Raw genomic sequence first — 17339 nt, 5'->3', positions numbered from 1 at the left:
GTAGTCGCGGGTATCAGACGCCTCAAAGCTGTGTGTCGATTGCATCCTGTTGGGGCACTTCTTGGAAGTGTGCCGACGAGCCTCCGACCTGTGGAATCGCGAGTCGGATTCCTTTCTGTCAGTGCGTCCGCGCAGTGGCGGGTGTGGAAGAGCCTGTGGGGAAGGCCAGGGCCCTCGGATCTTCTTCCGAGCCCGGCAACGGCCGGGACGTCGGCCGTGCTGCACCGTCACCGCCGTGCGGTGACGCGCCGGATGTAACGGCGTCCCGTACTCGGCACACCGCCTCAGAACAGTGCCAGGCCCTCGCCGCTGGTGTCCGCGACGACCGGGCGGGGCTGGGGTGGGAGGCCGTCCACCCGGTCGGGGCCGGCCGCGGCCGCCACGGTGGGGGCCGTCTCGGCCAGCCAGTCGCTGAACAACCGGACGGCCTCCCGGTAGGGGACCTGGGCCAGGGTCCGGTGCTCGCCGGAGGGACAGAAGTCGACCATGACGGTGAGCAGACAGGCTCGCGGCGTGTTCTGACTGCCCGTCCAGGACACGCGCAGGGCTCCGCAGGGTTTCCGTCCGCCCGGAGTCCGGTGGGTCGGGCGCAGGGACCGGCAGGCGCTGAAGGCCGTCCACGCGGCGAGGTGCGGCAGCGGCAGGACGGTGCGCGCGCGACAGCCGGTACAGCGGTGCCAGTGGCGAAGCCATGTGTCGGCGTCGGTGTGGAAGAGGCGGAGGCAGCGGTCCGTGACACGGACGTCGGTGGCGTAGAGGTGGTCGGGACGTTCTCGCGTGTTGCAGGACTGGCAGACGGGGGCGCGGACGTAGCCGTGCTCGTGGCAGTGGTCGAGGACCGCTGCGGGCACGCGGAGGCACACGGCGCAGAGCCACCCGGCCACCCTCCCCGTGATGCCCGGCTCTCTGCCGAGCACGGAGTACTGGCGGCCTTCGAGCTCTTTCCCGTACGGGCGGGGCGAAGCCGTGGCCTCCTCGGAGGGTGGTGACACGCCTCGCTCCGCGGAGTCCGACGGCGCCGCGGTACCCGCGAAGCGCGACGCCGGCCCGCCGTCGGCTCCCACGTCTTGCCGGACCGTGGGCGAAGAGGCGGTCGTGGCCGATCCCCGGTTCACGTCGCCTTCACCGATCGCCGTGGCCCGCAGCCACCGCGTCTCGGCGTGCTCGGCCGCGTCGAGCAATCGCACCACCGCGCGCGGCAGCCACCAGGTCCTGATCCCGTCACGGCCACGCTCCACCAGCACCCGCCGCCAGTCGATTGCCGCCAGGTGGGTCGGTCGGCCCGCCGTGTGTCCGGGACCGGCCGGTTCCCTCAGCTCGTCCGCGACGCGTCGCCGCCAGTGCGTCATTCGGCTCTCGTCGTCGTGCGCGTGCCCCCGCGACGCGCGGAAGGGTCCGACACGGACCAGGTCCCGCCGGTCCATCCGCACGGCGTTCAACTCCGCCGCCGCCTCGCGCACCTGGGCCTCAGAAACACGCCACCGGTGCCCGCCCGCCTGAACCGCCGTGACGACACGGCACCCGACGAGGACGTACCCCGGCCGGGCGGGGAAAGGCCGGTGGGTGAACGGCCCGGCAACCGTCGGCACGGTAGCGCCGGCCGTCAGAACGGCCCACAGTGCGTCCGCGTCCTCCGGAGTGACCAGACCCTTCACACGGGAGTTCACGACGCGCTCCGTCATACCGACAGGCTATCGAGACACCTGTGGGCCGACCGGCCCGGGCGGGACACGGCCTCCTGGCCGGCCGCGGCGGAGCCGCCTCGTGTCGGCCCGTCCGCCGGGCGAGCGGACCTGGGGCGGCGCCACGCCGGTGACATGACGGGAGCCGGTGGCCAGCGCCGAGCAGCAGTGGAGCGGCGCAAGTCCCGTCACCGGGGCGCTACGAGTGGCACCCCGGCCGCACACCCTCACCGCCTCCTCGCAGTCCCGCGGCCCGACGCTCTCACCGCGCTCCGGCCCCGGTTCTTCGGCCCGCCGGTCCGTCCGGTCGGTCACAGCGCCTGCCCGGCAAGCCGCACGGCCTCCTCGCGGAGTTCCCCGATCGCCCTCAGCGCGGCCTCACGCTCGGTGTCGATCCTCGCCCCCCGCTCCGTGAGGCCGCCGAGCGACTGCTCCACCAGGGCGATCCATGCGCTCAGGTACCGCGTACCGGCGTCGGTGAGGACCTCCCGCTGTGCGCTCGCCTGCTCGGCGAAGTGATCCCTGATCTTCTGGCGCTGCTTCTTGACCGCCATCCACTCGCCCTGCTCCCGCGCCACGCCCGCCAGGTCCGTCAGCGGCCCCATGACCGCCAGCGCCCACTGCGCCTTGCCCGCCGCACCGGCCACCTTTCCGGCCGCCTTGGTCTTGCCCCACGGTTTGAACTTCCCCGCCCCGTCGGTGACTTTGCCGCCGGCGTCGAGAATCTTCTGTCCCACCCCGTACTTGCTCAGCTTGTCCACGACGGCGGCTGCCGCGCTGCCCGGCCCGTGACCGCCGTCCTTGACCTTCCCGAGCCACTCCCCCGCCTTTCCGGCGCCCGTCTTCAGGCCCTTCGTGGCTGCCTTCTTGCCCGCCTGTGCCAACGGGGAAGCCTCCTTCGGCGACGCGGCGGGCGTCGTCCCCGGGGCTTCGACGTCGTTCACCCAGGGACCGGGCTCCGGCAGACCGGTTCCGTACTCGCCGACCAGCACGTCGAACGCCGTCCGCACCGACGAGAGGAACTTCGCGTCGAAGTCTCCCCTCGCGGCCTCCAGTTCGTCCCGCACGGCACGGACGACGCGGTCCGGGACGGTGCCGTCCTTGTCCGAGACCTCGGCGGCGGCCCTGTCACCGGCCGTAGTGACCCGGTCGGCGACGACGCCACCCTCCCTGTCCAGGGCGCTCAGCACAAGTTCCCGGGCGGCGGCGATCACTTCCGCGGCCTTCCGCGCGGTCCGCGCGGCGCCGAGTTCCTCACCGTCCAGTTCCCACCGCCGCTCGGCATCCGCCAGCACCCGCAGGAGTTCGAACGCCTGGGCCCCGGGGCGGACACCCTCGACGCCGGGCGCCACGACGCGCCGCAGTTCGGCCGTCAGGGCGTCGATTCCGCTGTCGGTGACGAGCGCCGAGCGGTCGGCGGCCGACAGGGAAGGGTCGTTGAGGGCGTCGACGTAGTCGCGTGCGTCGGTCGGGACGACCGGGACACGGTCGGCGAAGGGTCCGAGCCGTGCCCGGATCTCGCCGAGGACGACGTCGCGGTCGCTGTTCTCCGCGTTCATCTTGTTGACGACGACCACACTCCGGTCGGCGAACCCGTCGGGGCCGAGCGCCTCCAGAATCGCCCCGGTCTCCGCCTCGCCGGGAAGTTCGCTCGTCGTCACGATCATGAGCGCGTCCGCGCCGCGTACACCGCGCCGGGCCGTTTCGGAGTGTTCGTCGTCGCCCGACAGGGTCCCGGGCAGGTCGACGAGGGTCGCTCCGTCCCACTCGTACGGCGTCGCCTCGTGCGTCTTGGGAGCCGCGTCGACGAGTGCGCCGACGTCGGCCGCGGGGAGCCGGAGCAGAGCGGCGACGAGCGTGGACTTGCCCGCGCTGTACGGGCCCAGCAGGGCGATGCGCAGCGGGCTCGTGTCCGCGCGGGGCAGATCCGCGACCAGCGAGCGGGTGCGCGGGTGGGCGTACAGGACGTCCTCGGCCCGGGCGCTCAGCGCGAGCACCCGCGCGCTCGGACGGTCCTCGATCCCGGAGGTGTCGACCGGTGCCGTGTCAGTCGTCATGTGACCCTTCATCCCTCTCATCCCACTCGTCCCTCGCATACCGGTCGTCATGCGACATCGCGCTCTTTTCGTCCATGGCGTCCGGGCGGACCTCGATCCGCTCGGTGAGTACGTCCACACAGCGGTCGCGCAGGCGCGCCCGCACGTCGTCGGTGCGGGAGGGGTCGGCCCAGAGCCGGAGTTCGGCTCCGGGCATCCGGCGTGCCCGGCGGACGGCGGCCGGGTCACCGCCCGCGAGGGCCAGGAGGCGCCGTGCCAGGACGAGATCAGTCCCGTCGAGTGCGGACCGCAGAGCGGGTCGCAGCCGGTCGAGTCGCTCGCATCTCTCCCGGACGGCGGCGACGTCCGCGGATCGCGCTTCGAACCGGGCCTCGGTCTGGGCCGTCACCGTCTCCGTGAACCGGTCCGACCACGCCGTCAGCTCGTCGAACAGCTCGTCGAGGCGGGTCGCGGCCTCGGTCGTACTCGCGCCCGCCCACCGGTCCTGCGCCCGCTGTACCCGGAGGATCTCGCCGCTCACCGCCTTCGCCGCTCCGGCCAGGGCCCCCGCCGCGTGGACCACCGCCGTCGCGGGAGGGGGAAGGGCGGACTTGGGGATCCCCTTGGCGGCCACGGCTCCCAGGAGGGCCGTCGCCGCCCCCTTGACCGCCGCCGTGCCGAGGGTCGCGGCCTGCGTCTTGAGGTCGGGACGCGGCCGTATCCGCGGTCGCGCGGCGTCCGCGTGATCCGGGGTGTCCGCCGACGTACGCAGGAGGACGCCCCGTTCCAGCGCCTCCCGCCCGCACGCGTCGGCGAGGCCGGAGAGGATTTCCTCCAGTTCCAGGCCGGTGAGGAAGTCGTTCCACGTGCGCGTGGCGTCCGCGCCGCCCAGGCCCCCGACCACGTCCGACAACCGTTCGCCGGCGCGGTGCCGTGCGACTTCGAGCCGGTCGCGCGTGTCCCGGCCCGCCGTCCGGAAGGCCGTCGGCAACGCGGTCCGGTCGCCGTCCGTCGCACGTTCGAGCGCGTCGAGCGCGCGACGCAGCCCCCGGAGTTCACGGGCGAGCCGGTCATGGAGGGCGGCGACCGGTGCCCGGACCCCGTCGGCCAGCCGAACGGCGCGCAGCGGAAGCGCACGTTCGGCCAGCAGCCGGGTGAGGGATCGCTCCAGCTGGGGCAGCCGGCTGGCCGACAGGGCCCGGTCGCCCAGTTCACGGTCCGGCGTGGAGAGCGCCTCGTGGGCGGCTCCGGAATGGACGGGGAGGATGCGGGGTGGGGCGGAACCGGCCGCTCGGCAGACCTGCTCGATCCGCGCGGTGTGCCCCGTGACTTGCTCGAACTCCCTGTCCGGGTCGTCGGCGAAGCGTTTCAGGCGGTGCGTTTCGACGACCCGGCTCTTCACGTTGACGACGACGAGCAGCGGTTTCCCCGAACGGAGCAGCCGCAGCAGCTCGGCGGCCTCCTCGTCGTGCAAGGTGTCGGCGTAGTTCCATATGACCGCGTCGGCATCGTCGCAGGCGGCCCAGGCGCGCGTGGCGTCGTGGTCGTCGTCCTTGGCCGCGACGCCCGGCGTGTCGAGGTACGTCACGGAGCCGACCCGGAACGCGGTGGTCTCCCGCGTGGTCCGGTGTGCTCCTCGCCCGATACCGTCCCGGTCCGCGTCGCGGATCAGGGCCTTGCGGAGCGTGGTCTTCCCGGACTTGGTCCGTCCGGCGACGGCGACCCGCAGCCTGCCTCCGGGGGCGGGCACGCCCCGTACGGCGTCGCGCAGTGCGCGTTCGAGTGCTCCGACGCGGCGCATCACCGCCACGAGTCTCCGGCTCTCGACGGCGTACGGGGAGTACGGCGTCGGCGACGCGGCACCCTCGGTCTCGATCTCCGTCGCGGCCCGCAGGACGGCCAGGATGTCGCGGTAGGCCGGCCTGCTCGGGTCCACCGCGCCAGACGACGACGCGAGCCGGTCGACCAGGGGCGCGAGGGCCTCGCGGAGAGCCGGTTCGGTCCGCCACAGGTCCATGGCCGCGGCGACGCGGTCGAAGGACGCGAGGTTCTTCGTGTACCAGGACTCGAAGGCACGCAGCTCGTCGATGCCGGTCCGGGAGGCGGACGCCAGGAGCCCTTCCGCGATCCGCGCTGCCGAAGCCGGGGCGGACGCGGCCCGCTCCGGGCCGGGCGCTGCCGGACCCGAGGCAGGAGCGGTCGGATCGGCGGCCGGGCTCGCCGACCCCGTGGCGGGCCCGCGCCCGAGCACTGCCCGCACGTCGGCGTCCGCGAGGATCTCCAGCGCGCTCGCGGAGACGGCGCCGGTGTCCCGGGCCTCGAGGGCCCAGCGCAGGGCGTCACACCGCTCCGCGCCGAATCCGGCGCGCGCGTCAGGCGCGAGCCAGCGCCACCACCGCGGCCGTCGCGACAGGAGCGCCTCGTACGCCTCCTCCGCCACGAGCAGGTCGCGCACCCTCTCCAGGAGTGGCACCAGTTCCCGGTTGCGCAGCTCCCGGAGTGTGGCGGCACCGTGCGCCAGCACCAGCTCGCGTGCCCCGGCCGCCCGTCGGCCGCCCCGTGGCACGCTCAGTTCGGCCGTCGCGGACTCGACGTCGATCTCGCGGATCGAGGGCCAGACCCCCTCGGGCCACTCACTCTCCGCGCGACGGTACGGCTCCAGGACGTCGGGCAGTGCCGCTTCCGCCGCTGCCAAGGCCGCGGCGTCCGCCCGGAGCGCCTCCACCGGCACGCCTTCCAGGGCCGGCAGACGGCTCCGCAGCCCGTCGAGCCGTCTCAGCTCCCCGAGGTACCCGTCCCCGTGTGGCGCCGGGGTCCGTCCCCGGGCCGTCGTCAGGCGGATCAGTTCGTGGCCCTCGGCGCAGGCCGCCACCGCCTCGGACACCGGTGGGAGAGTGCTCCCGGACGCCGGCAGGTCCGGGTATCCCCGCGCCCGGGCGACCGCGGCGACGTCCTCGGCGAAGCGCTGGAGTGCGGCCGGGCCCGCGACGGCGTCCACGCCCAGCGGTTCGAGCAGGAGGGCCAGCGCCTCGGCCCTGAGGCCCGTCCCACCCTTCACTGCCCTGTCGTGCACTGTTCTGTCGTACGCCGCACCGTCATTCAGCATGACGCCGTTCACCGTCCCGTCGTTCCCCTTCCGCGCTTCGCCACGCTCGCCCGCGCCTCGCGCGGTCCCTCGTCCTTCGTGGGGACCGTACGCGCACGCCACCGGGCGGCGGCCTGCGGCTCGGTCACGGCCTTCTCCGCCGGGCGGCGGTCTTCTTGGCCCTCCTCGCCGGACCCGTCCCGGTCGCGGTCGCGGACCCGGAGTCCGCGGGCTCCGCGTCCAGGACCTGGGAGGCGAGCGCGAGCCAGGCCCGGGCGTTCGCACCGTCGAGGTCGTCGGTCCACATCAGGGTGCCGACAGGGCCCCCGCCCTTGTCCCACGGCTCGATGCCGTTCCTCGCGTACCACTCCTTCTTGAGCTCCCACTTGCGCGCGTAGTCGGGGAGATCGAGCATGCCGGCGTGTTCCCAGAAGACCGTGCGGCCGTCCTCCGCTGCCACGGTGAAGTCGGGGCGGACGACGCGGCCGTCGGCGCCGGTGAGCGGCTCCTCGTAGAGCCATCGCCCCGGCGCCAGGCGGTCGAGGAGACCCGCGATGATGACCTCGTTCTTGGAGGCCATGGGCGTTCCGTCAGTGGACACGTGCATCCGTCTGCGGTCGAAGCGTCGGGTCTGCCCCCGTACGTCGAGGGCGAACGGCTGTGGTGCCTCGAAGAGGTCGGTCAGCCGGCGGGCGGTCTCGGAGTTGCTCGGGTGGGCGAAGGCGCGCAGGTCCGCCAGGGTGCCCTCGTGGAGGATGACGACTCTGTCCTTCTGCCGGGTCAGCGCCGTGTACAGGAGTTCCCTGGGCAGGTTGGCCCTGGCGGGCAGGACCAGGAACGTCGTGCCGAATTCGGAGCCCTGCGACTTGTGCACGGTGACGGCCCAGGCCAGCTCCAGTGGGGCGTCGTCCTTGTCCGACGGCCGGTAGCTGTATTCGTGGCCGGGCTGGGAGGAGAACTCCACACCCAGCTTCAGGGTGTGCTTCTTCCGTTTGGCGGCGGGCGTGGGCCAGGCGAGGGCGACACCGATCTCCCCGTTGGCGACGTAGTCCATCGCGTTCTCGCGCGGCCACGCCTTCATGCGTGTGTTGGTCGTCTGCATGACCTTGTCGCCGCGCACGATCTCTTCGGGCCCGATCGGGAAGGGGATGTTCGCACGCCGGTACTTTTTCGCCCACTCGGTGTCGCCGGCCCGGTACACGCGTTTGATGTGGCGGTTCAGCTCGACCGTCCCGAAGGCACGGGACCGGGTGGGCGAGAGGATCTGCCACGCCTCCGCGCGGATACCGGCGCCGCGCTGCCAGTTGAGGTAGTCGCCGTTGACGCTGCCGCCGTAGGTGAGGGCGAACGCCCGTACGGGATCCTCCGCGTCACCGAGACGGAGGACCTGGCCGAGGGCGTCCGTGAGGGCCTGCACGGCCGTGCGCCCGCCCCAGGGGATGTACTGGAGCGTGGGAAGGTCGGGGTTGGCCGCCAGTTCGTCCCAGATTGCCTCGTCGCCGGCGCCGCGCGTGCCCCCGCCGAACCAGGCGGCGAGTTCGAGGTCGTGGCGGGTGCCCTGGCTGCCGTCCGGCAACTGGCGCCGGGGCACCTGCAACTCGACGTATCCGGCGGCGACCCGCACCGCGGTCGGGAAGTCGTCCGGGCGCAGTCTGTCGACCAGGTCGACGAACGGCCGTCCGGCTCCGATCGGGGGCAGTTGGCGGGGGTCGCCCACCAGGATCAGCCGTTTGACGCCGGTGAACGAGTCCAGCGCCGCGGCGAGCATCTCCTCCGTCAGCATGGACGCCTCGTCGATCACTACAAGGCCGTAGCCGCGCCGTGCGCGGGCCTCGCCCCACACCAGGTACCGGCCGCTCTCGGCGTCGTAGCGGCCGGTGGCGCTCAGGTGGGAGGCGAGGGTCTTCGCCGGCCGCCCGACCTTGGTCTCCAGCTGCACCTTCGCCTTGCCCGTGGGGGCGAGGAGCAGGACGTCCCCTGCGGCCACGCCGGGGTAGTCGACGAGGGCCCGCAGCAGCGTCGTCTTGCCGGTGCCCGCCGGTCCGACCAGGACGGACAGGCGTGCGTCGTGCAGGGCGGCGAGACCCGCGGCCTTCTCCGCGCGGGCCCGCTCCTCCAGCTCGGCGGCGTGCACGGCGTCCCCTGCGCCGTCCCGGTCACTGTCCCGGTCGAGTACGGCGTCGAGTACGGCGCGGGCGTCATCGATGCCGCCCAGCGGCGGGCGTGCCTGCTGCGCCGCCACCCAGTCCCGGACGACGTCCGCCGTCTCCTCCAGCCGGGCCAGCTTGTAGGCGGGCGTGCCGTCGGCGAGGCGGACGGCGGTCAGCGGCGACCAGCCCGGGCAGTCGACGACCCCGTCGTGGTGCAGGTCGAGCCCGGTGAGGAGGTCGTGGGTCAGGGCCGGCAGTCCCGTGGGTGCCATGAGCCGGATGTGCTCCAGGGCCTCGCCGACGGGGATCAGGGTGTCTCCCTGGTCGCACTGCCGTTCCAGCACCTCGGTGAGGAGTGCTTCGACCCGTCGGCGGTCCAGGGGGTCGTCGAGGCCCGCCTCGTCCGGGACGGGCGGCCGCCAGGTGACGTGCGCCGGGGGGAACACCGCGCGGTCGACGGCGGTGAACGGGACGTGGAGGGGTTGGCCGTACGTGCAGGTCGCGGCGTAGTACGGGTTATCCAGGAGTTCCTCGGTGCTCAGCTCGACCTCGGTGTCGCCTTCGAGCAGCATGCGCACCTGGTCCGGGCCGATGTCGAACCCGGACAGCAGGCGCAGAACCGCCTGACGCTCGGCCGGGATCCTGTTCCAGACCCGTGCCTGGATGGGGCCGACATGGGCCCGCAGTGCCCGCGGGGCGCGCGCGGGATCGGCGAAGACGCCGTGCAGCAGGTCCCACGGGTCGGTGGCCTCGCCGGCCTCCGTGAGCACCGCTCGCGCGGCGACGTAGGGCTGCTGGACTCCGATGAGGGCGAGGACGCCGGGCAGGCCGGGGACCGGACCGCGCAGCTGCCAGAGCCGTTCGGTCTGCTCGGTCAGCCAGGTCGTGGCGGACTCGGGGACGTCGAGGCCGAGTTCGCGCATGCCCTTGGCCGCCGACCGCAGCGAGGCCAGGGACTCGATGGCGGCGTCGTCGGAGAGGTGTTCCGTGACGTAGGAGAACTCGACGTCACGGCCCTCGGGCGCCCAGGCCAGTGCCCTGTCGATGTCGGTGCCCCCGTCCAGGAGCGGCATGAGCTCCTGGTAGGGCAGCAGGATGCCCTCCGTCATGCCGGGGCGCAGGGAGTGCTGCACGATCGTCTCCCACATGGAGGAGTCGAACGGCGGTTTCCCGGCCTGGTTCCACATCGGCGGCCGGGTCAGGGCCGTGACGTGTGCGGCGCCCACCAGCAGGCGGTCGGTGCGCTGCTCCTGGAGCGGGGAGTGCTTGAGGTAGACGAACACCAGGCTGTCGCGTGGCGCGACCGGCTCGAAGAAGGCCTCGATGACCGCCTGTTGGTTGCCACCGTCCATCACCCAATTGGCACGGGAGTTCAGGACGCGGTCGGTGTGGTCCTCGGCGAACTGTTCGAAGGCGGGCACCCTGGCGTGGCCGATCTCGTCGTTCAGGGAGGCGCGGTTCAGCCAGCGGAAGGGGATGGCCTCGAACGCGTACCCGGGAACGCTGAGGGACGTGGGGAGCAGACTGCCGCCCAGCGCCTGGTTGTAACTGTAGGGGTGCTCCTTGACGACGGTGTATCCGACGGGCGACATGAAGGTGGCCCGCTCGCTCAGGCACGGCAGCCGGTCGTGGTCCAGGCTGGCGACGGGGGCGCCCGCGTGTTCCGCCTCGAACTCGTCGTCGCGGCCCTTGCCGATCGCCGCGAGCAGGATGCACGAGGAGTTGCCCTTCGGGTCGTCGCAGAGGAACTGGTCCCAGGGACGGTCCCGCCACGGGATCCTCATCGACAGATGTTTCACGCCGCTCATGCTGGTGTCCTGTCGGCCGGGTTCGTACGGTTTCGGGTGGCGGAGCTCTCCGCGTGCGGTCGTGCCGGGTGGCCGCCGCCGGTCCGGGTCGCCGTCACGTGTCGCCCGTCCAGCCGGTCTGCCTCAGCGTCGGCATGAGGCGGGTGAGCACGTAGGCGACGACGGGAGTCTCCCGGTCCTCGTCCTCGAACACGATCGCGTGCTGGAACCGCTCGGTGTCCTGCGGGTCGGCCGGATCGAAGGACGGGCTGAGCGACACTCCGGGGCGGGCCACCAGCCGGCACAGGAGCGGCGCCCCGCAGCCCTGCGCCAGCTGCGCCGTGGTCAGGGCGCGCTTGTACTTCGGCCGCCCGTCCGGCTGGGGCAGGGAGAGGAAGGCCGTGATCCATCGGCGCTCCGTGGACACCTCGGTGATCCCGGCCCGGTGCCGGCCGTGCAGGTTGGCCAGTCCGGCCGGCATCTCCGGTAACAGCGCGCCCTGCTGCAGGACCACGTCCCGTTCGCCGCCGTCCCACCGGGTGTCGTGGATCGTCAGCCGTGGACGGCCGGCGGCCTCGAGGTGCCATTCGGTGGCGAACCCCGCGTCCTGGGCGCCGGAGGTCGTGGCGCCCTGCTTGGGGACGTAGTCGCGGGCGTGTTTCAGGGTGAGGGTGGAGCCGAGTACGGTCAAAGTGCCTTCTCCTGTGCGGAACCGAGGACCTGGGGACATCGCGGACCTGAGGACGTGCAAGGGCTGTCGACACTCGGAGTGTGTGATGTCGCAGCGCCCTGGGCCCCCGCCTTCGGGACGGAGCGGCCGGTGACCACATCCGTTCGTCCTGCATCGGATATAGCACCTGATGCAGGGAGTTGGCGGGGGAAGTGATGATCCCGTCGACGAAGCGTGACACGGTGACGAAGCGTGACACGGTTAGGGTGGTGTGCCGTCGGCGGGTGCGGCTCGACGAGGTGCGGCACGGGGCCGGCCGTACGGTGCGGGGACGAGGGTATGGCGACTCATCTGGTGATCATCAGTGACCGTGAACCGCTGGCATGGGTCCTGGGGACCCAGCGGATGGCCTTTCCGGCCGGCCGGGCCGTGAGCGGGCTGCCCGCCGAGGGCGACCAGGCCCTCCTCTACACGACGCGGGGCTGCTACCGGAATCCGACCCGTGACCGCGGCCGGGTCATGGGGCTGGCCGTCGTCACCTCGCCCGTCGAGACGCTCACGGAACCGGTCGTCTTCGGCGAGCGGCGCTTCACCTCGGGGTGTGCCCTGCGGGTCGAAGGGCTGGCGCCGGTGCGCGACGGTGTCGTGCTCGCCGACCTGGTCCCGCGGCTGGAGGTCTTCCCGGAGGCGCGCTCCTGGAGCGTACGGATGCGGCGGGCCTCGCTCCCCCTTCCGCCGGCGGACGCGCGTCTCCTCACCCGCGAGCTGCGGCCGCTGCTCGGACCGCGATCGGAACACCTCGCCGGCTACACGCGCGGGAGCGAGTGGCATGACGGAACCTGACCGGAACGGGCCGATCATGGCTACTACGTCCGTACACTGATCGACACGCTGTGTGCGTGGCCGGCGCGACGCGGCCGTCCGGGAACCGTACGGGCTCCCGAGCCGTTCCTCTGCCGCCGGCCGGATCTGATCCAAGGACGAGGGCGGGGGACGCGGAGCGGCATGCAGGCGTTGGACATGGAGAGGGACCCGGCTGTGCTGGGCCCGTTCGAGCTGCTCGCCGTCCTCGGTCAGGGAGGCATGGGCAGGACCTATCTGGCGCGCAGGATCCGGCTGGAGGACCTCCCGCCGGAGCTGGAGGCGGCCTATCACCTGACGGACGTCGACCAGCGGCCGGACGGCGGTCCTGTGCTCGCCGCGGTCAAAGTGATCAAGCCGGACAAGCTGACGGACGGCAGTGAGCACTCCGAGCAGCAGGCGCGTGCCCGCTTCGGGCAGGAGATAGAGACGATGCGGACCGTCGTCAGCGCCCGGGTGCCGTCCCTCCTGGCGTCGGACGCCGACGCGGCACGGCCCTGGCTGGCCATGGACTACGTGCACGGCCCGACGCTCCACCACCTCGTGCACGCCCGCGGTCCTCTGGAGGTCGGCCCGTACGCGGCGGCCGGGCTGGCCCTCGTCGAGGCTCTGCGCGCCATCCACGAGGTGAAGCTGCTGCACCGGGACCTCAAACCGGGCAACATCGCGATCGGCCCGGACGGCCCGGTGGTGCTCGACTTCGGCCTGGCGGTGCTGACGGAGCGCGACAGCGCCGAGGCCCTGACGAAGACCGGTACGGGCTTCGGGACTCCGGCCTACATGTCCCTGGAGCAGGCGACCGACGCCAAGCACGTCCAGGAGCCGGCCGACGTCTACTCTCTCGGCGCGGTGCTCTACTACGCCGCGACGGGCCGGGTGGCCTTCCCGCACGGACCCATTCCGGTGGAGCCCGGCTGGGAGCGGGTGCCGTCGCCCTTCGTGCCGCTGCTGTCCCGGATGCTGGTGCACGTCGCGGTCCAGCGGCCGCTGCTCGGTGAGATCGAGCAGGGTCTGGTGCAACTGCTCGCCCAGCACGGCCTCACCCCGCAGGACGCCGCCGGACAGCTCCGGGCCCTGGTCGACTCGTCCGGGCTCGTGCCGGTCCTTCCTCCCGGCGCGCTCGGCGACGGGCCCGACCCCGAGGTGCGGCCGGCCGCCCAGCGGGCCGTGGACGAGGGCGACCGTCCGGACGCGCCGTGGGCGCCCGCCGACGCCGACGACCTGTTCGCCGAGTTCCTGGCCGACGAGGACGCGGCGGAGGAGCTTCCGGCGGCGGCCGACCTCGCCGACGCCCCTGCCCCTGCGCCCGCGCCCGCGCCCGCGCCCGACGACGCTCCTCCCGCCGGGTACGTACCGACCGTCGTGGACGAGGAGGCGGGGCGGACACCGGGAGGCGGGGCTTCCGCCGGGGACCCCGCCAAGGTCACCAGCTACCGTCTTGCCCCGCCGAAGCCCGCGCCGCCCCCGGTGCCGGCGAAGCCGGTGGCGGCCGGTCCGCCGCCGGCCGCGCTCAAGGCGGCGGAGTCCCTGCGCCGTGCGTACGCGCACAGCGGACGTCTGTGAGCGGGGTACCCACCGGCAGCACCGGGGGCCGGTGTCCCCGGCGTCGACGGCTCGGTCACGCCAGTCACGCCGGTCCCGCCGTGCGGGGCACGTGACGGCACCGGCTCCACCTCCATGCACGGCGTCCCCGCCGCCGTGACCGATTCCGGGGTGCCCGCCCGGCCGACGGGCGGCGAACGGTACAAAGGAACACTCACACCGAGACCGTGCCCGCGACCCGGGTGTCGCCCCGCGGCCTCCGTCGAAAGGAACGTCCGTCATGTCCGAGACCGCCTCCGGTCTTCCCTCCGGCGCGCCCCCGGCCGGGACGCTGATCGAGGTCCGGGACGAGGAATGGCTGGTGCGCAGCAGCAACGAGCTGCGGGCGGGCGAGTACGCGATCGACGCGATCGGCGCCTCGGAGCTGGTCCGCGGGCACGCCGCGCGGTTCCTGACCGCACTCGACGGCATGCCGCGGGTTCTGCTGCCGGAGGACACCAGGCTGGAGGTCGACAGGTCCGACGGGTACCGGGTCGGCCGACTGTTCCTCGAAGCGGTGCGGCGCAGGCTGCCGCTCCCGCAGAGCGAGCAGGGTCTCGCGCTGGCCGAGGGGTTCCTGCTGGACCGCCTGGACTACCAGCTGCGGCCCGCGGTGAAGGCCCTGGCCAACCGTTTCCAGCCGCGGCTGCTGATCGGCGACGTCGTGGGCCTCGGCAAGACCCTGGAGATCGGGATCCTGCTCGGCGAGCTGATCCGGCGCGGCCGTGGTGAGCGCATCCTGGTGGTGACACCGGCTCCCGTGCTGGAGCAGTTCCAGCACGAGATGTGGACGCGGTTCTCCCTGCCCCTGGTCCGGCTGGACAGTGCGGGCATCTCGCGGATCGAGCGGAAGATCCCGGTGGGGCGCAACCCGTTCACGTACTACAAGCGCGTCATCGTGTCGATGGACACCCTGAAGAACCAGAAGCGCTACGGGCCCTGGCTGCGGGACGTCGAATGGGACGCCGTGGTGATGGACGAGTCGCACAACCTGCTCAACCGCAGCGACCGCCGGGAGCTCGCCGAGGTGCTGGCCCACCGGGCCGACGCGCTGGTGCTGGCGAGCGCCACTCCGCACAACGGGGACATGCGGGCCTTCACCGGCCTGGTCCGGCTGCTGGACCCGATGGCGGTGCGGGATGCCGCCCGTCCCAGGGCCGAGGAGTTGCACCACCTGATGGTGCGGCGGACCAAGGTGAGCGACGAGGTCGCACGGGTGCTGGAGAACAAGTGGGCACCGCGCGGTGAGTCCCGCCCCCTGCGGGTGAGGGCGAGCGAGCTGGAGGAAAAGGTCTTCGCCGAGCTGGCGGCGGTGTGGCTGGCCGACCCCGGGGCCGGCCGGTCCGGTACCCGGGGCGACGAGCGCCTGTTCCCGTACGTGCTGCTGAAGTCGTTCCTCTCCTCGCACCGGGCGCTGTTCGCGACGGCCCGCGAGAAGCTCGCCACCCTGGGGCACGCGCTTCCCGAGGGCCACAAGCAGGTGACGGACCCCTCCCCCGCGGGTCCGCCGGAGTCCCCGGCGACGCGCGAGGTGTCGTCCCTGCTGCGGCTCACCGAGCTGGCCCGGCGCATCGAGCGGACGGCGGCGGACGGTACGGGCGCCACGGCCAAGCTCGCCGGACTCGTCGCCGAGCTGCGCGACGAGGTGAGGGTGGGGCCGGGCCGCGCGGCCCGCGCCGTCGTGTTCTCCGAGCGCCGCGAGACCCTCAACTGGCTCGGCACGGTGCTGCCGCCGCTGCTGGGCTGGACGGACCCGAAGGACGGCGAGGCGGCCGTCAAGGTGATGCACAGCGGGGTCTCCGACACGGTCCAGATGGGCTACGTCGACGAGTTCGCCCGCGCGGGCGGGGACATCCGGGTGCTGCTCACCGGCGACGGCGCCTCCGAGGGCGTCAACCTGCACCGCCAGTGCCACCACCTGATCCACTGGGACCTGCCGTGGAGCCTGATCCGGGTCGAGCAGCGCAACGGCCGTATCGACCGCTACGGCCAGACCTGCCGGCCCGAGTTCCGCGCCCTGCTGCTCACCAGCGAGGTCGAGGGGGCGCTCGACGACCGGACCGTCGCGGAGAAGGTGCTGGCCCGCGAGGCCAGGGTGCACGAGGTGCTGGGGGCGGTGGAGGCCGTCACCCGGGAGAACGACGGGGCCCACGAGGAGCGCAGGGTCATGGAGGCGCTGCTGGGCCGGGCCACGTCCGAGGAGGCCGTGGCGGACCTGGAGGCGGTCTCCGTGGAGGCGTTCGCGCCGGGTGCGGGTGACGGGACACCGGGTACGGACGCCGCCGCGCTTCCCGTCGAGCGGTTGACGATGAGCGAGTTCGGCACCGGTCTCGCGCCCGTCGACGGTCCGGCCCACGTCGCCGCGACGGTGGCCGAGGACGGTACGCAGGACGGAAGCGCCTTCGGCTCCGCCTCCGACCTGGACCTTGACCTGGACCTGGACATCGACCTGGACGACTTCGGGGACTTCGCCCCTGCGGCGGCCGGGGAGGGGATGAAGGAGGACGGCGACGGTACGAGGGCGGGCTCGGGCTCGAACGCGGGCTCGTCGGAGGCCCCCGCCTCGGACACCCCCACGATCCCCATGGTCGAGGAGCTGCGTTTCTTCTCCGGATCCCCCGAGCGCAACCGGCGGGAGTTCGTCCTGGCCGGTCTCGCCGAGCTGCCGGACCTCGGCGGGCTGCGCGCCGGGCTCACCGTCGCGGGCACCGACCTGAGCTTCGAGCCGCCGCGGGACCTGGCCGACCGTTTCGACGTCCTGCCGCCCGGTTACGTCCGTGATCAGGGCATCACACGACGGATTAACCTCACCTTCAGCCGGGAGGACGCCGCGGACTCGCTGCGGCGGGCCCGGGAGGACGCCGGTTCGACGTCGCTGTGGCCGGACGCGCACTACGTGGGCGAGTTGCACCCGGTGGTGGAGTGGATCACCGACAAGGTGCTGATGGAGTACGGACGTCAGCAGGCCCTGGTGCTCCAGGTGGGGCCGGACAAGGCACCGGACCCGGTGTTCCTGACCCAGGGGGTGTGGTCCAACGCGGAGGGCCGCCCCACCGCCGTGGCCTGGCTGGCGATCGACCGGCTCGGTTCCGCCACGCCCCGCGTCCGCGAGCTGACCCCCGACCTGCTCGCGGCACTCGGGGTGAGCCCCGGGATGCCGGACCACTGGACACCCTCCGACGCCGCGACGACGCTCCAGCCACTGGTGCGGCTCGCCGTGGAGGAGACCCGGCGGGCGATGCAACGGGTCAGGGAGGTGGCGGAGGAGCGGGTGGACGCCCCGCTGCGTGACCTCGAACGCGGGATCGGCGAGTGGCGGCAGCAGACGCTGCCGGGCTTCGAGGGCGGCAAGCCCAAGCAGCGGGAGGCGGCGGACCGGCTGGCCCGGATCGCCGCCCGGTCGCAGACGGCCGGCGAGCCCATGGTCCGGGTGCTGGCCGTGCTGGAGGCCGGCTCATGACCGGCCCCGCCCTCCGCCGCGCCGGTC

At 73.0% G+C, this 17339-nt stretch carries 8 protein-coding genes; 3 read left to right on the top strand and 5 right to left on the bottom strand.

The features are described 5' to 3' along the window. Window positions 1-284: 284 nt before the first annotated feature. The 5 genes from ABEA26_RS04245 to ABEA26_RS04225 all read right to left on the bottom strand — a co-directional run bounded on the left by ABEA26_RS04245 (window position 285) and on the right by ABEA26_RS04225 (window position 11431). Window positions 285-1682, bottom strand: coding sequence for an endonuclease domain-containing protein (locus ABEA26_RS04245; protein ID WP_345589333.1), 1398 nt, complete (start codon window positions 1680-1682; stop codon window positions 285-287). A gap of 311 nt (window positions 1683-1993) precedes the next feature. Further along, window positions 1994-3739, bottom strand: a complete 1746-nt coding sequence (locus ABEA26_RS04240) for a GTPase (RefSeq protein WP_345589332.1) — start codon at window positions 3737-3739, stop codon at window positions 1994-1996. Next, the gene (locus ABEA26_RS04235; protein WP_345589331.1) at window positions 3729-6824 is read right to left on the bottom strand and encodes a GTPase; all 3096 of its coding nucleotides are present in this window, start codon (window positions 6822-6824) and stop codon (window positions 3729-3731) included. The genes ABEA26_RS04240 and ABEA26_RS04235 overlap by 11 nt, the downstream gene beginning before the upstream one ends. 124 nt (window positions 6825-6948) lie before the next feature. Then, window positions 6949-10761 (bottom strand): AAA family ATPase, encoded by a 3813-nt coding sequence (locus ABEA26_RS04230; RefSeq protein WP_345589330.1) that lies wholly within the window; start codon window positions 10759-10761, stop codon window positions 6949-6951. A gap of 94 nt (window positions 10762-10855) precedes the next feature. Then, entirely contained in the window at window positions 10856-11431 is a 576-nt protein-coding gene (locus ABEA26_RS04225; protein WP_345589329.1) for a hypothetical protein, read from the bottom strand. Between the two features lie 318 nt (window positions 11432-11749). Here ABEA26_RS04225 and ABEA26_RS04220 point away from each other — a divergent pair, with 318 nt between their 5' ends. From ABEA26_RS04220 to ABEA26_RS04210, 3 genes are all read left to right on the top strand, one after another. Beyond that, window positions 11750-12253, top strand: coding sequence for a hypothetical protein (locus ABEA26_RS04220; protein ID WP_345589327.1), 504 nt, complete (start codon window positions 11750-11752; stop codon window positions 12251-12253). A 162-nt stretch (window positions 12254-12415) separates the two neighbouring features. Beyond that, window positions 12416-13834 (top strand): serine/threonine-protein kinase, encoded by a 1419-nt coding sequence (locus ABEA26_RS04215; protein ID WP_345589326.1) that lies wholly within the window; start codon window positions 12416-12418, stop codon window positions 13832-13834. A 259-nt stretch (window positions 13835-14093) separates the two neighbouring features. Continuing rightward, window positions 14094-17312 carry an SNF2-related protein gene (locus tag ABEA26_RS04210; RefSeq protein ID WP_345589324.1) on the top strand — a complete coding sequence of 1073 codons (3219 nt, stop codon included), beginning with the start codon at window positions 14094-14096 and terminating at the stop codon, window positions 17310-17312. Window positions 17313-17339: the final 27 nt, after the last annotated feature.

It is taken from the genome of Streptomyces marokkonensis, assembly GCF_039539045.1.
GTDB lineage: Bacteria > Actinomycetota > Actinomycetes > Streptomycetales > Streptomycetaceae > Streptomyces > Streptomyces marokkonensis.
Note: the sequence above shows the minus strand (reverse complement) of the source record. Positions and strands in the feature narration are given on the sequence as shown.